The 14,427-nt window shown below is 65.3% G+C and carries 16 protein-coding genes, 1 tRNA gene and 2 pseudogenes; 6 read left to right on the top strand and 13 right to left on the bottom strand.

What is annotated here, in order from left to right; translation table 11 throughout:
- Nucleotides 1-82: 82 nt before the first annotated feature.
- Nucleotides 83-622 (bottom strand): single-stranded DNA-binding protein, encoded by a 540-nt coding sequence (ssb, locus tag RM423_RS03470; RefSeq protein ID WP_311421597.1) that lies wholly within the window; start codon nucleotides 620-622, stop codon nucleotides 83-85.
- A gap of 211 nt (nucleotides 623-833) precedes the next feature.
- Here ssb and RM423_RS03465 point away from each other — a divergent pair.
- Nucleotides 834-909, top strand: a tRNA-Arg gene (locus tag RM423_RS03465).
- A gap of 70 nt (nucleotides 910-979) precedes the next feature.
- Here RM423_RS03465 and RM423_RS25390 read toward each other — a convergent pair.
- Nucleotides 980-1,132 (bottom strand): annotated as a pseudogene (locus RM423_RS25390) (response regulator transcription factor); the annotation flags it as partial.
- Nucleotides 1,133-1,288: 156 nt separating this feature from the next.
- Here RM423_RS25390 and RM423_RS03460 point away from each other — a divergent pair.
- Nucleotides 1,289-1,561 carry a hypothetical protein gene (locus RM423_RS03460; RefSeq protein ID WP_311421596.1) on the top strand — a complete coding sequence of 91 codons (273 nt, stop codon included), beginning with the start codon at nucleotides 1,289-1,291 and terminating at the stop codon, nucleotides 1,559-1,561.
- A 173-nt stretch (nucleotides 1,562-1,734) separates the two neighbouring features.
- Here RM423_RS03460 and RM423_RS03455 read toward each other — a convergent pair whose 3' ends face one another.
- Nucleotides 1,735-2,145, bottom strand: a complete 411-nt coding sequence (locus RM423_RS03455) for a TetR family transcriptional regulator C-terminal domain-containing protein (RefSeq protein ID WP_311421595.1) — start codon at nucleotides 2,143-2,145, stop codon at nucleotides 1,735-1,737.
- A gap of 21 nt (nucleotides 2,146-2,166) precedes the next feature.
- Nucleotides 2,167-2,307 (bottom strand): annotated as a pseudogene (locus RM423_RS25385) (TetR/AcrR family transcriptional regulator); the annotation flags it as partial.
- A gap of 294 nt (nucleotides 2,308-2,601) precedes the next feature.
- Between RM423_RS25385 and RM423_RS03450 the strand changes: the two are divergent.
- The 4 genes from RM423_RS03450 to RM423_RS03435 all read left to right on the top strand — a co-directional run bounded on the left by RM423_RS03450 (nucleotide 2,602) and on the right by RM423_RS03435 (nucleotide 6,910).
- On the top strand, nucleotides 2,602-3,081 hold the full coding sequence (locus RM423_RS03450) for a chorismate mutase (protein WP_311421594.1): 480 nt from the start codon (nucleotides 2,602-2,604) through the stop codon (nucleotides 3,079-3,081).
- 28 nt (nucleotides 3,082-3,109) lie between these two features.
- Nucleotides 3,110-5,074 (top strand): FAD/NAD(P)-binding protein, encoded by a 1,965-nt coding sequence (locus tag RM423_RS03445; RefSeq protein WP_311421593.1) that lies wholly within the window; start codon nucleotides 3,110-3,112, stop codon nucleotides 5,072-5,074.
- Between the two features lie 94 nt (nucleotides 5,075-5,168).
- Nucleotides 5,169-5,747, top strand: a complete 579-nt coding sequence (locus RM423_RS03440) for a cysteine hydrolase family protein (protein ID WP_311421592.1) — start codon at nucleotides 5,169-5,171, stop codon at nucleotides 5,745-5,747.
- The gene (locus RM423_RS03435; protein WP_311421591.1) at nucleotides 5,744-6,910 is read left to right on the top strand and encodes a pyridoxal phosphate-dependent aminotransferase; all 1,167 of its coding nucleotides are present in this window, start codon (nucleotides 5,744-5,746) and stop codon (nucleotides 6,908-6,910) included. Before RM423_RS03440 ends, RM423_RS03435 begins: the two co-directional genes overlap by 4 nt.
- Here the strand turns inward: RM423_RS03435 and RM423_RS03430 are convergent.
- From RM423_RS03430 to RM423_RS03390, 9 genes are all read right to left on the bottom strand, one after another.
- Nucleotides 6,907-7,293 carry a RidA family protein gene (locus RM423_RS03430; RefSeq protein WP_311421590.1) on the bottom strand — a complete coding sequence of 129 codons (387 nt, stop codon included), beginning with the start codon at nucleotides 7,291-7,293 and terminating at the stop codon, nucleotides 6,907-6,909. The genes RM423_RS03435 and RM423_RS03430 overlap by 4 nt on opposite strands.
- A 2-nt stretch (nucleotides 7,294-7,295) precedes the next feature.
- Nucleotides 7,296-8,303, bottom strand: a complete 1,008-nt coding sequence (gene gap / locus RM423_RS03425) for a type I glyceraldehyde-3-phosphate dehydrogenase (RefSeq protein WP_311421589.1) — start codon at nucleotides 8,301-8,303, stop codon at nucleotides 7,296-7,298.
- A gap of 22 nt (nucleotides 8,304-8,325) precedes the next feature.
- On the bottom strand, nucleotides 8,326-8,943 hold the full coding sequence (leuD, locus tag RM423_RS03420; protein ID WP_396327585.1) for a 3-isopropylmalate dehydratase small subunit: 618 nt from the start codon (nucleotides 8,941-8,943) through the stop codon (nucleotides 8,326-8,328).
- A 34-nt stretch (nucleotides 8,944-8,977) separates the two neighbouring features.
- Nucleotides 8,978-10,381 carry a 3-isopropylmalate dehydratase large subunit gene (gene leuC / locus RM423_RS03415; RefSeq protein ID WP_311421587.1) on the bottom strand — a complete coding sequence of 468 codons (1,404 nt, stop codon included), beginning with the start codon at nucleotides 10,379-10,381 and terminating at the stop codon, nucleotides 8,978-8,980.
- A gap of 1 nt (nucleotide 10,382) precedes the next feature.
- A complete protein-coding gene (locus RM423_RS03410) occupies nucleotides 10,383-10,982 on the bottom strand; it encodes a type 2 periplasmic-binding domain-containing protein (RefSeq protein ID WP_311421586.1) in 600 nt (199 codons plus the stop codon).
- 212 nt (nucleotides 10,983-11,194) lie between these two features.
- Nucleotides 11,195-12,187, bottom strand: a complete 993-nt coding sequence (locus tag RM423_RS03405; protein ID WP_311421585.1) for a branched-chain amino acid transaminase — start codon at nucleotides 12,185-12,187, stop codon at nucleotides 11,195-11,197.
- Nucleotides 12,184-13,602 carry a phenylacetate--CoA ligase family protein gene (locus RM423_RS03400; protein ID WP_311421584.1) on the bottom strand — a complete coding sequence of 473 codons (1,419 nt, stop codon included), beginning with the start codon at nucleotides 13,600-13,602 and terminating at the stop codon, nucleotides 12,184-12,186. Before RM423_RS03400 ends, RM423_RS03405 begins: the two co-directional genes overlap by 4 nt.
- A gap of 59 nt (nucleotides 13,603-13,661) precedes the next feature.
- Nucleotides 13,662-14,081 (bottom strand): DUF2000 domain-containing protein, encoded by a 420-nt coding sequence (locus tag RM423_RS03395; RefSeq protein WP_311421583.1) that lies wholly within the window; start codon nucleotides 14,079-14,081, stop codon nucleotides 13,662-13,664.
- 1 nt (nucleotide 14,082) lies between these two features.
- On the bottom strand, nucleotides 14,083-14,397 hold the full coding sequence (locus tag RM423_RS03390) for a Dabb family protein (protein WP_311421728.1): 315 nt from the start codon (nucleotides 14,395-14,397) through the stop codon (nucleotides 14,083-14,085).
- Nucleotides 14,398-14,427 lie beyond the last annotated feature (30 nt).

Raw genomic sequence — 14,427 nt, 5'->3', positions numbered from 1 at the left:
CACCTCGCTTCTTCCGGCGGGCTGGCGATGTTGGCAGGACTGCCGCGCCGGCCGGATCAGAGGACGGGATCAGAGGACGGGATCAGCCGGTGGGCATCAGCTCCCGGTCGCCGAGGGGGCCGGCGTTGCTGAATGGATCGGCATTGCTGAACTGGTCGGCGTTGGCGAAGTCGGGCTCGCCGTCCGCCAGCAGCTGGTAGCCCTCGTCCTCCAGGCGCATCGGCAGGCCGTCGGCGTCCAGCTCGACCGATCCGGAGAACCCGGACTTGCGCTTCTTGAATACCGACGTCCCGCGGGCGAGGTCGTGGCCGATGGACTCCGGCTCGATCTCGTACGCGATGTGACTGTTCTCGTCCTTGACGTACTGGCGGGAGTAGATCTTGCCGTTGACGACGACCGGGTCGCCCTTCTTGAGCGAGGCCGCGACGTTCTCGGCGAACTCGCGCCAGAAGGTGACGTTGACGAAGAACTTGTGGCCGTCAACCCACTGACCGGTTTCGCGGTCCTTGCGGCGCTGGGTGCTCGCCACCCGGAACGAGGCGCGGGACAGTCCCGACTGGGTAGGCTTGTTCACGACCTCGTCGACCACGTTGCCGACGATCGTGATGTTGGTTCCGTACATGCGATCTCCTTCTCGTATCCGGTTGCCCGGGGCCCGGTGCGGGTTGTGTCCACTACATCGCGCCGCGGGCGGGCTCAGGGGCTCACGGACCGAACTGTGGACGGTGGCCCGAGCTGGGGATAGCGGGCCGCTGCTCGCGCTCGAGGCACTGCCGAACGAGGAGGCCGGTCACGGCGCATCCGACAGTGATCGTCGCTAGCATTGCTCCAGCGCCCTCGTAGCTCAGCGGATAGAGCTCCCGCCTTCTAAGCGGGATGTCGCAGGTTCGAACCCTGCCGGGGGCACCATCGGTACCTGTAGCGACGGATCAGCTTTGTACGCTGGTGGTCGCACATCATCCCTCAGTAGCAACACGGCTTCCAGCCGATTTCGGGCACCAAGCTTGGTCAGGGCGTGCGAGATGTGGCTTTTTATCGTCGAGGGCGACACGTGGAGCAGGCAAGCCGCCTCCTTGGTGGAGCAACCGTCGGCGAGCATCCGGAGCACTTCTCGTTCCCGGCTGGTCAGCATCGCCAACGGGGGTTGCGCGATGGCCCGCGCCTCTCCTGCGGACCTGCGCTCGTCGTGCATGTTGGCCGCAGGAACGACATAGAGCTGAAGCAGTTCTGGTGATAAGACGCAATGGCCGGCTGAGACCGCCCGGGCTGCCGACGCCAGGTTGGTCAGATGCGGAACTTTGACCAGGCACCCGCTGGCCCCCAACGCAAACGCCGCGTCAAGACGGCTCCGGTTCCACTGCGTGCCGAGCAGCAGGACCTGCGAGCCGCGCCCCACCAGCGGGCCGATCGTAGGGTGCAGGTCCTCATCCGGACCGACGCACAACAGCACGACGTCGAACTCGTAGCGCTGCCAAAGGCTGGGGGACTGGCGGCTGTCAACGCTGGCGACGAGGCACAGTCGGTCGGCGTGTTCGAGCACGCCGCCAAGGACATGACGTGATATCGGATCGTGGTCGATCAGCAGGATCCGCACGTCCGGCTCATGGAGAGTAAGCGGCGCGAACCGACTGAGTGGAACGGTTTCGGCGGGCATTTATACCTCTATCTCAAGTAGCGCAGCGCTTGGCAGACTCGAGGCTTGTTCACCGTTGAACATCAAATCTTGCCAGATGGCTACGTACAAACACGCGTATAGGTTCTCAACATGGTGAGCAGGCCGTTAATCGCACGGTCAAAAGCTTCAACCTCACTGCTGGCCCTCGCCAATACGTACGCTCCCTGGAGAACGGCGGAAATGGTGATCGCGGCGTCCTCAGGATTGAGCTCATCGATGAACTCGCCCGCTGCTATACCCTCTTTCAGGAGGATAACCAGCGCGTCGTGCTGCCATGTGAACAACTCCTTCACGGTTTGCCGCATGCACGCGTCTGCGGAAACACCGGGGTCGAAGACCAACCTGCCCAGTGGACAACCACGCAACACTTCGTCGTGCTGCAACAGGTAGCAACTGATGCGCTCAAGCACGCGACCCGGTCCGTCAAGTTTTCGCTGCGCTTGTGCTCGTAGGTCGTTGGCGGTCTGCACGAGAGCAGTATGAGCAAGGTCCGATTTACCCGCGAAGTGATGATACATGCTTCCCTGACCTACACCTGCGAGGTCTTGGATCACCTTCGGGCTCACCCCCGTGTACCCCCGATCCCACAGCAGTGCCTGAGTGCTCTCAATCAGTCGGTGACGTGAGTCCATCGACCATGTGTACACAACAGTAGGTACAGCTGGCAAATCGGCACATGGAGCGTGCCTCTCAGAGATTAAATTTGGTAAATTTGGCACGTAGAACGCAAGGACACGCAAGCACTGGTAGCCGGGCGCGTCGGCAGCAGCGCACCGGGCAACCCGGAGTCAGCACCACCACTCCGCAGGCAGCGTCTCCTCCTTTGGTGGAAACGCTCATTCGGAAGTGCCGGAAATGGTTGGGGGTTGAGTCCGCACATTAATCGTTTCCTTCATCGGCCGATGCGCTGTGCGTCGAAGGTGACCATGCTTCAAGACACATACTTCGCTTTGGCTGATAGCGCACTCACGCGATCGCACGAGAACGAGCGGGAGCACACCATGACTACAGAACCAGAGGGCGTCGAGGACGGGCCGCTACTTCCGCAGGCCACCGCGACTGCGCCTGACGCATCGGCCGAACATTCCGAAACGATGTCTACGACCAAAGCTGACGCGAACGTCAGCATATGCACACGACGTGACCTGATCGATGAAATCGACCGGGACGTCATCGGTCTGCTGCAACGACGCAAAGACCTGGCGACCGAGATCCAGCGATTGAGGATGGGCATCGGCGGTCCCCGCCTCTCGATCAATCGGGAGAGCGAGATCGTTCAGCGCTATCGGGTCGGACTCGGCAAGCCCGGTGCGCAAGTGGCGAACCTGGTTCTCGAGATTTCCCGAGGTCCAAGCACAACCCGGCTTAGCACAGACGCGCACGCTGACGGCCCACCGACTTTGTGACAAACGGACACCGTGTGAGAGGTCGACTGTGACGAGATACGACCCCTGTCCGCCGGAGGCGGCTGCGCCGACCGCGGGCCTTCGCCGACGGAGCATCGCCATCGTCGGCAGCGGACCACGTGGGCTCAGTGTGCTGGAGCGGCTTGCCGCCAGGCTGATCGCCGATCAGCCCGGCGGAGCCGAGTGCGCTGACCTGCCGGGACGGCAACTGATCGATATCTTCCTCATCGATTCGGTGCAGGTCGGTTGCGGCCGGGTATGGCGTACCGACCAGCCGGAATGGCTGCTGATGAACACCGTGGCCGGTGAGATCACCGCGTATTCAGGACGACCGGACGAAGGCCCGGCTCGGCCCTCGGCAGGGCCCTCCTTCGCCCAGTGGTGGACTGCGAAGTCCGGTATCGACCGGGCGAACGACTACGCGCCACGGGCGGTGTACGGGCGCTACCTCATGTCGACGCTGGACTCCATAGCGACCGCGCTCCCGTCTCACGTAACACTGCACCGTCTCACCAGCCGACTCGAGGATCTCGAGCAGGGCGCCGAGGGCTACCACCTGCGTTTCGCCGATGGGCGCACCCTGACGGTGGACCGTGCGGTCCTGACCACCGGTCACTCCAAGCCCGCGCTGACCGGCCCACTCCGCGAGCTCGCCACCTTCGCGGCTAGCCGTCCGAAGTTGTTGTACATCGCCGGTGACTCAGCGGCGGACATGCCGCTGAGCGACATACCTGCCGCCAGCAAGGTGGGGATTCTGGGCATGGGAGTGACGTTCTACGACGTCCTGGCCTGTCTGACCCTCGGGCGAGGAGGTGCCTTTCTCGAGATGCCGAACGGCATCCGTTACCTGCCCAGTGGCGATGAGCCGACGCTCTTCGCAGGCTCGCGCAGCGGCATGCCGCAACCTGCGCGAGGACGCAATCAGAAGGCGTCGGTCCAGACCTACCAGCCGCTGTACTTCACACCGCATTGGGTGCGGTTCGGTGCGCGGGAGCGGGAGTTGGACTTCCGCAACGACGTCCTGCCCCGGCTGATGGCCGAGGTCAATCTCGTCTTCTACGTGGCCACGCTGCGGGAGCGCGGCGGCAAGCAGGTCGCCGACAGCTTCACCGAGCGTGCGCGAGCCGTCGGCGGGCAGTCGGTGTCGGCGCTTGACGAGGTGGCCGCGGAGTTCGGCTTGGCGGACGTGCCCGGGATTGATTTCGACTCCCTCTCGCTTCCGTTCCGCGACCGGACTTTCGACAGCAGACAATCCTTCCACGAGACCCTGCTGGCGGCCATCGGCGCCGATCTGCGAGAGGCCGAGCGCGGCAACATCGATTCCCCTGTCAAGGCCGCTCTGGACATGCTGCGCAGCTTCCGTTGGATCATCCGGGAGTTGGTCGACTTCGGTGGCCTGTCGCCGCGTTCCCACAGGCTCGACCTGCTGGACTGGTACGCACCGCGCAGCTCGTTCCTAGCTGCCGGGCCGCCACTCGTACGGCTCCGTCATGTTGCGGCGTTGATCGAGGCCGGCGTGCTGATGATGGCCGGGCCCCAGGCCAGCTTCACCGCTGACCTCGAGCAGGACCGGTTCGTGGTGAGCTCGCCGGTGATCAGAGACTCGGCCGTAGCCGTGGAAACGGTCATCGACGCCCGCATTCCGGCGCCCGACCTCGGTCACGACCTGTCGCCTCTGGCACGTCGGCTGCGCGAGCGGGGTATCTGGAGCGCTTTCGTCAACCGCGGCGCCTCCGGCGAGTTCGTCACCGGCGGAGTAGCCGTCACCACGTCACCCTTTCATCCGGTCGGCGCGGACGGCCATCCGGATACCGGCCTCTACGTGCTGGGGATCCCGAGCGAGCACACCAGGTGGTTCACCCAGGTGGTGGCGACCGGACCGTCGAGCTGGAGCGACTTCATGCAGGACGCCGATGCGGTTGCCGCCGACATCCTCCGCATCCTGCGGCCAGACACCCGCCAGCCACCAGCCCAACTGTCTGGCGCCCGCTGATCCTGGTCAGCGTGCCGTGGCATCCGGTCGACATCGTGGCCCAACGACTCCGCGACCGCGCGCCGCGGAGCACTGTAAAACCTACGGAGGAACTATGGCTCGGCGGGCGTTGCTCGTACTGGATCTAATCAATGAACTGGTGCATCCGGACGGCCAGTACTCCCATGTCTGCCTCGCTCACGCCACGAGTCGCGCGACACTGGCACGCGCCGCCGTCGCTATCGAGCGGGCCCGGGCGGCCGATGTGCCGGTCATCTTCGTAGTCCTGGCGTTCAGCCAGCACTATGAGGACTGGCCCTCGCGGTCGACGCTGTTCGGGCCGGCCGATCCCCAACACAGGTTCGCCGCGGGAAGCTGGGGAACCCAGGTGCACGCGCTTCTCACCCCTGAACCCGGTGAGGACATCGTCTACAAGCGCCGGATCAGCCCCTTCTACGCGACGCCACTGGACCTGCTACTGCGTGAACGCGGCATCGACACCTTGCTCCTCGCTGGCGTGGCCACCGACCTGGTGGTTCTCTCGACGGCGCGCGACGCGCATGACCGGGGCTTCGCCGTAGAGGTGCTCGAAGACGCCACCGCCACCGAGGATCAGGATCTGCAGGAGGCCGCGCTCACCCTGCTCGACCGCACGGCCACCGTGACCTGCGTCGACAAGGCGCTGCCGGCATGACTCGCTACGTCGCCGACCGGATCACGCAGGTCGGGCGCTCGGCCACGGTCGCGTTGCTGGACGAGGTCAACCGGCTGAAGGCTCAGGGCATCTCGGTCGTCAACCTCAGCGGCGGAGAGCCGGACTTCACCACTCCCCCGCACATCATCGAGGCAGCCGAAGCAGCCCTGCGGTCCGGCGCTACGCACTACACGCCGAGCCGCGGACTGCCCGCGCTGCGCGAGGCAATCAGCGTCAAGCTACGCGACTGTAATGGCGTGCATGCCGATCCTGAGCGCGGTATCATCGTCACCCCTTCCGCCAAGCACGCGCTCTACATCACCCTGGCCACTGTGCTGGACGCAGGCGATGAGGTCCTGGTGCCGACTCCCAGTTGGGTGAGCTACGCGCCCATGGTGCAGCTGTTCGGCGCGCGGGCAGTATCGGTCCCGTTGCAGCCTGAAGATGATTTCACGCTCACCGCCGACCGGCTGGAAGACAAGGTGACGGGCCGGACCAGGGCAATCCTGATCAACACCCCTAACAATCCGACCGGCCGGCTTCTGACGCCGGCCGAAGCGGCTGCCGTCGCCCGGGTAGCCGTCGAGCACGACCTGGTTCTCATCACGGACGAGATCTACGAGCAGATCCGCTACGTCGACCGGCCCCACCTGAGCCTTGCCAGCCGGCCGGGGTGCGAGGAACGGACGGTCACGATCAACGGCTTCTCGAAGGGATATGCCATGACCGGCTGGCGTCTCGGCTACGCGGCCGGGCCCGCCGCCGTGATCGGCGAAATGATCAAGGTGCAGGAGCACACCGTCGGTTGCGCCGCCTCGTTCACCCAGCTGGCTGGTCTCGCGGCCCTGACCGGGCCACAGGCCTGCGTCCAGCAGATGGTCGCGGCTTATGACAGACGGCGCGAGGCCCTGTTGAACGCAGTGCGGCGACTGCCCGGGGTCACGTGCGCCGACCCCGAGGGCGCGTTCTACCTGTTCCCCAACATCACCGGATCGGCGAATCCGACCTCCGATGGCTTCGCCGGTTGGCTCCTGGAGGCCACCGGTGTGGTGGTGACCCCTGGCCACGCGTTCGGCCTAGGCGGCGAAGGACATGTTCGACTCTCCTTCGCCGCCTCGGACGCGGTTATCACGGACACGCTTGCCCGGTTGGAGCGGCTCTAGCCGCCGGACACGGCCAGCGCGTCCGCCTCGATCAGCAGTCCACCCGGCAGATGTCCCCACGCCGTGGTACGGGCCGGGTACGGCTCGGTGAACGTCTCGTTGAAGACAGCGTTCATTGCCGCAAAATCCTGCTCGCGGGTGAGAAACACCCGGACCACGATGACCTCTGAGAACGAGGACCCCGCTGCCTCGAGCAGTCGCCGAACGTTGTCGAAGACCAGCCGCGCCTGTTCCTGGATACCGGGTGCGCCACCCGGGCCATAGCTGCCGGGGGCGAACGCGATCTGGCCGGAGACGGCGACAATGCCTCCCCTGCGCACGGCAGGGGAATAGTTCGCTGCGGGAACCAGGATTCCGTCGGGGCGGTAAGTGGTCGTTTCCAACACTAGAGCGACTCACCCACCAGCTTCGTGGTGTCGATGAGGCGATTGGAGAAGCCCCACTCGTTGTCGTACCAGCCGAAGATGTTGACGTGCCGGCCGCCGACCACCTTGGTCAGTTCGGAATCGAAGATGCACGAGGCCGGGTTCGTCACGATGTCGGCCGAGACGATGGGATCCTCGGTGTACTCGAGGATCGAAGACAACGGGCCCTCAGCCGCGGCACGGAACAAGCTGTTCACCTCTTCCACGGTCGTCTCCCGCCCGACCCGGACGGTAAGATCGGTGAGCGACCCCACCGGCACCGGCACCCGCAGCGAGTAACCGTCGAGCTTGCCCTGCAGCGAGGGAAGAACCAGCCCGATGGCCTTCGCGGCCCCAGTCGTGGTGGGGATGATGCTCAGGTTGGCGGCGCGCGCCCGGCGCAGGTCCTTGTGCGGAGCGTCCTGCAGGTTCTGATCCTGGGTGTAGGCGTGAATGGTCACCATGGTGCCCTGCTCGATGCCGAGACCGTCCTCAAGCACCTTGGCCAACGGCGCGAGGCAGTTGGTCGTGCACGAAGCGTTGGAGACGATGTTGTGCGAAGCACCGTCGTAGAGATGGTCGTTGATGCCCATCACCAGCGTCAGGTCCTCGTTCTTCGCCGGAGCGGAAATGATGACCTTCTTCGCGCCGGCGGACAGGTGCGCCTTGGCCTTGACGGCGTCGGTGAAAACACCGGTTGACTCGATGACCACGTCGACGCCGAGATCTCCCCAGGGCAGAGCCGCGGGATCACGCTCGGACAGGACCTTGATCTGCTTGGACTTGGCCACGATCACGCCGTCGCCGGCGCTGACCTCACCGCCCAACGGACCGAGCACGCTGTCGTACTTAAGCAGGTGGGCGAGGGTGGTCGCGTCGGTGAGGTCGTTCACCGCCACTACCTCGATGTCGGCCCCAGAGGCGTAGAGCGCCCGAAGATAGCTGCGGCCGATCCGGCCGAAACCATTGATTCCCACTTTGATCGTCACTGCGAGGATCCTTTCACGTCGGTTATGCGAACGTGCCGTCTGCGCCGCCACTCGGGACGGCCGGCTCGCACCGGCTGCGCCGGTTGCGCTCGAAACTCAGGATGTCCTGCTCGTACGCCAGCGTGTCAGCGATCGAGTCGGATCCGTTCATCAACCGGTGCCGAGCCGCGTCATCGATGTCGTAGGCGACAATAGACCGAGAATACCGAAGCTCGCGATGCTCGACGTCGACGCTGATAGGCAACCACGGATCCGCCTCGATAGCTTCCCACAGATCGTGTACGACCTCTTCGGACGCCGTGACTGTGAGAAGCCCCTTGGTAAGCGCATTGCCCGCGAAGATATCGCCGAAGCGCTCTACGATGACGGCCTTGAAGCCAGCATGCTGGATCGCCCAGACCGCTGACTCCCTCGACGATCCGGTACCGAAGTCCTTTCCCGCGACCAGCACCGTTGCGCCCTGATACTGAGGAAGGTTCAGCACGAAGTCGGCCGAGTCACGCCAATCCGCGAACAGTATGTTGGTGTACCCGGTCGGCCGGAAGTAAGGCACGAAGCGCGCAGGGGCAATCTGGTCGGTGTCGACATCGTCACGACGCAACGGCATACCCGTTCCGACGTGCAGCGAAACGCCCTTCATGGCTGTCCCCTCATCCAGTGCTTTCGGCATTGCCTCATGTCAGGTCGGCCGGTGCGCTCAGCCGGCCGGCAATCGCGGTCGCGGCGGCGACCGGTGGTGACACGATGTGCGTACGTGCTCCCTTTCCCTGGCGCCCCTCGAAGTTGCGGTTGCTGGTAGAGGCCGCCCGCTGCCCCGGTCGCAAGCGATCTTCGTTCAGGCCGCAGCACATCGAGCAACCCGAACCGGGACGGAAGTCGGCTCCCGCCTCGGTGAAGACCCGATCCAAGCCTTCCGACACAGCCTTGCGACGCACCGCCGCCGAACCGGCGACGATCATCAAGTCGACGCCGTCGGCCACCCGGCGCCCGTCGAGCACCTCGGCCACCTGGCGCAGATCCTCTATCCGGCCATTGGTACATGATCCGACGAACACCGTATCGATATCGATGTCGCGCATTGCCTGGCCCGGCCGCAGCCCCATGTACTCCAGTGCGCGTCCGGCCGCGCCGCGCTGGGCCTCGTCCGCGAGATCACCAGGGGCCGGGATCCGATCGGCCAGCGACACCGCCTGGGCCGGGTTGGTGCCCCAGGTGACGTAGGGCGTCACGGCCGAGGCGTCGAGCACGACCCGCTTGTCGAAGACAGCGTCCGCGTCGGAGACGAAGCTGCGCCACAGCTGCTGCTGATGGGCCAGCTCGGTGCCGACGGGCATGTCGGGGCACCCGGCCAGGTAGGTCAGCGTGGTGTCGTCCACGCCGACCAGACCCGCGCGTGATCCCGCTTCCACGCTAAGGTTGCACAGGGTCATCCGAGCTTCCATGGAGAGCTGCCGAACGACGTCACCGCGGTACTCGATGATGTGCCCCTGACCGCCGCCGGTGCCGATCTGGGCGATCAACGCCAGCGCCAGGTCCTTGGCCGTGACGCCCCCGGGCAGCGCGCCGGTGACATCGACCGCGAGGTCTTTCAGTCGCCGAACCGGCAACGTCTGAGTCGCCAGGACGTGCTCGACCTGACCGGTGCCGATTCCGAACGCCAACGCACCGAAGGCGCCGAGTGTGGTCGTGTGCGAATCACAGCAGACCACCGACATCCCGGGACGGACCAGACCGAGTTCGGGAACGATCACGTGCACGATTCCCTGGGAGCTGTCACCGAGGCGGTGCAGCGGAATTCCGAATTCGGCGCAGTTGGCCCGGATGAGATTGGACTGCCGCCGTCCCGCCAGCTCCCAGACAGCACCGTCAAGTTTTCCGGTCGGCGTGTTGTGGTCCTCGGTAGCGACCGTCAAGTCCGGGCGCCGGACGCTTCGCCCGGCCGCACGAAGGTCGTCGAAGGCTTGCGGGGTGTTGACCTCGTGCAGCACGTGCAGATCGATGTAGAGCAGGTCCTCGCCGCCCTCGCCGCGCCGTACGACATGCTGGTCCCAGATCTTCTGGGCAAGGGTCGAGCCCATGTCAGGCGCCCACCGGAGCGGCTGGTGAAAGGAGGTCCGGCCGTGGCTGCTTGCCCCGCGAGGTGTCACCGAACAGGTCGGACTCGCCTAGCAGGACGCCCGGGCCGGGCAGCTCGATATCAGCGGCTGAGCAGAAAACCGACCACAGCATCTTGATGGTGCGAGTCTTGGAAATGAAGGTCAGTCCGTACAGCTCAGCAGCCGGTCCGGTGGTCAGGGCAGCGTCAACGGCCCCGGACCGTGCAGCGTGGGCAGCCATGCTGGTGGACGAGGCAGCAACGACCTCGCGAGCGCGCATTCCCACCGGAAGCAGCTGCAGGATCAGCGGCGTCGGTGCCGGATGGGTGGCTACCCGCAGCTCCGCCGGCACGGCCTCGACATCGACAACGGCAATACCGTACTGCGGGGTTTCGTGGACGAACGCCCCGACCAGCCGCAGGTCGGGATCCATGTAGAACTCGGCGATGTTGGAATAGGCATTCGCGGCGACGAGAAACCGCGCCGATCCGTTCCGCACCGCGTTCGCCGCGTCTTCATAGCTGTCGTGCAACACGGTGGTGGACGACGACTCGTCCGCACGCAACGATGCGCCGGCTGCCATGTGCGAAGTGAGGCGCCTTGCAGCCGTCTCACTGCTCGTTCCGGCAGGTCCGAGCGTCGCTACGGTCGATTGTGCCGAACCTTCGGGCAGGCACAGATCCAAGAACAGGTCAATCGTTGTGCTCTGCATGTCTTCACCTCTCACTTCATGGATGCAGTCGATGCGGGGACGCCTGCGCCATTGGTGAGAACGCGGGCGGTGTGCTGCTCAGGTCAGCCAAGAGTCAGCAGGGTGAGCCAGTGTCGATAAGCCTCGAGCTCGCCGTGGACGACCCGGGAGTAGAGATCCTTCACCTTCCGGGTGACCGGTCCAGCAGCTCCGCCGTAGCCGACGTCATCCACCGACAGCACAGGGGCGATCTCGACGCCCGTGCCGGTGAGAAACACCTCGGCCGCGTCCTTCAACTCCGCCACCGTCACCAGGCGCTGAACCACGGTGATACCCGCCTCTGCCGCGAGCAGCTCGATCACGCTGGCGCGAGTGATTCCCGGTAGCAGGTCGGCCGTGGCGGGCGGGGTGATTACGGTGCCGTCCCGTCCGACGACGAAGACGTTGGAGGTGGTGGCTTCGGACACGTTGCCGGCGAGATCGAGCAGGATCGCGTCGTCACAACCGTCAGCGACAGCGTCTTCCATGGCGAGGGCGTTATTGACGTAGAGCCCGGAAATTTTCGCCGAGCTGGGAACGCAATTCGTGGGCACCCGACGGAACCGGCTCACCTTGCATCGCACACCACGCTGGTCCACGTAGCTCCCCATGGGCAGCGCGCTCATCGTCAGGGCCGAGGACACCCCGCTGAGCCGTACACCGAACGATGTGCCGGGCTCCAAAGCGAGCTTGTAACCCATCGGCCTGACGTAGGTGTCGTGCCGGCAGTCGTTGCGGCGCAGCAACTCCAGCACCAACTCGGCCAGCTCCGCAATCGGGTGGCCCAGGTCGAGCCTCAGGACGGCGGCCGAGCGTTGGAGCCGTTCCAGGTGCTCGTTCAAGCGGAACACCAGCAGGGTGTGCGCCGTGGGATCCCAGTACCCACGAATGCCCTCGAATACGCCGGTGCCGTAGTGCAGGGCCTGCGTGCTGGCCGGCAGTCGAACGTCCTCGGCAGTCATGAAGGCGCCGCCGTGGTAGACCGTTCGAGGACGGGGAGCACCGCCCTCGGCCACACCGGGAGTCTGCACCGCTGAACCATGCGCGACGATCATCATGCGCTGCTCCGGGCCGAGGCAATGGCCAGGGCCGCGAGGCGCTCCGGTTCGATCTCCCCATCACGGCGATCGTGGATTCGCGCGGCCTTCCAACTCACCATCGCACCGGTGCCGGTGATCGCGTCCATCCGGCCCAGCTCGATTTCACAGTCGACTCCGAATTCCGCGCGCACGGCTGCTGCGATCGCGACTCTGTCGATCTGCTCGCCGGCTGCCTCGTCGACAGGTTCCAGGTGCACGACGACGACGTCGGCCCCCTCGCGTTGCTCGATCACCAGCCGGTAGTCGATCACCCCCCGGATGTGCAGGAAGAGCGTCTCTTCGATGTCGAATGCGCACACCGGCCGGCCGGCCAGGTGCAGCGCGTCGCGGACCCGTCCGATCGGTCGCAGCACCTGGCTCGTGGTTGAGTCGGCGGACGGGGCGAGCCGCACCATGTCGCCGGTGCGGTAACGGATCAGCGGCTTGGCGCCCTGGTAAAGATGGCTGATGACCAGTTCACCCTCGCGGACGGCGCCGGGACCCGGGGCAACCCGGCGCCCGAGATCGTCCACCACCTCGTAGAAGTTGTTCAGTGGCACGGTGTGCAGCAGGCCGTCGGCACGGCAGGACGCCAGGATCGAAGATTCCTGGGAGGCGTACATGCAGTTGTAGACGGCGCACCCCCACAACTCCCCCAACTGCTGCAGCATGGCCGGTGCGGCGAGCTCGCCCAGGGCCAGCATCAGCCTGATCTGGAAGGCGCTCTTGGGATCGGCCCCGGACCTGCGCAGTTCCTTGGCCAGGGTGATTGCCATTCCCGGCGTGCAGACCACTGCGGTGACCCCGAGTTCGGCGAGCAGCGTCAACGCCCGCGGGATGCCGACCACCGGTGAGTGGGGCCACATCTTCACCACGGTGTGCCCTAGGTTGCGGAGTACGTCACCGAACGTATCCCCCGTTGAGTGCAGCTCGGTCGGCCCGAGCACAGCTACCACGTGCCGATCGCCATGCTGGCGAAAGATGTCCTCGTAGGACAGCGTCAACGCCGTGTTGTTGACGATGGAATCTCGCTCGTCGCGGGGGCACGGGGTGGCACGACCGGTCGTGCCGGTTGTCTCGTAGAACGTCCATGCCTTGTCCAGGGGCTGCGACGGCACATCGAACAGCTCCGCCCGGAGATCGTCCTTTGTCGTGAACGGCAGCTCCTGCAGTGACTCCGTTGTCACCCCGGCGAGTGCCTCGGCGCTGTGATCGCGCAGCAGCCGACGGTAAAAAGGTGAATTCTGCCTGACGTACCGCAGGGTCGCCCGGATTCTTTCGGTTTGCAAGCTCTGCAACTCGGGGGCCGGGATGCCCCCTGCGTAATAGCGGCGGTGCTCGGCTATGACTTGCTGGGCATACTCGCCGAGTTCTGGTCGGAAGAGAGTGAACAAGATGGCCCGCTTCGGGATTCGGGGATGGTGGGATGTGTCGTCGGCGCACTCGCCGAGGTTCAGCGCAGCAGGGGCAGGCTGCCAACCATCCGGTTGACGTCCTTCTTGTTCCCGTACAGGCCGACCCCGACGAAACGCAGGTCAGCGGTCGGCGTCGCACCGAGGCGATCGACGTATTCCTCGTACGTGCGGCAGGACTGGGCCAGCGCGGTGAAGCCCACGCGCACCAGGCCGTCACTGTCCGAGCGTTTCCAGATGGCGTCGATCTGCTCTGCCGGCGCCGTCAGGATTGGCACCGGGACGCGGACCACGCCGGGATGGATCACGCCGTCGCTGTCCTTGACGTCCGGCCCGACCAGCTCCACGCAGCGCTGGCCCAGCGTCATGGTGATGACGCTGGCCGCGTTGGCCTGAAGTCCGGAGGCAAGCGAGTCCGCCACGACGACAACACATTTGATGTGCTCGAGATGTAGGTCCATGTCAGGCGTCCTTTCGATTGTCCAGAACGAGATCGGCGGCACCGTCCAGATCCACAGTCACCCAGGTGCTCAACGCGGCCCAAGCCTCCGCGCCGCGCTGGTGATCGGGGTGGATCAGGTAGCGCTCCAGTGCCACGCGATCGGCGAATTCGCCGATCAACGCGAAGTCGCGGGCGGCCGCGCGGGGTGTGGAATTGCGGCCCACTTTCCAGGACAGGATCTCTGGAATGTGGCGCCAGTGCTCCTCGGTGATGCGCTCGGCCCGCAGCACCTCAGGATCTGACCAGGAGCGTCCGGGTAGAAGGCTGAAGGACACGATGTGGGTAAGCACGGCGTCGCCCGATCC

This window comes from Jatrophihabitans lederbergiae, from assembly GCF_031845305.1.
GTDB lineage: Bacteria > Actinomycetota > Actinomycetes > Mycobacteriales > Jatrophihabitantaceae > Jatrophihabitans_A > Jatrophihabitans_A lederbergiae.
This window is presented reverse-complemented; position numbering and strand designations above follow the sequence as displayed.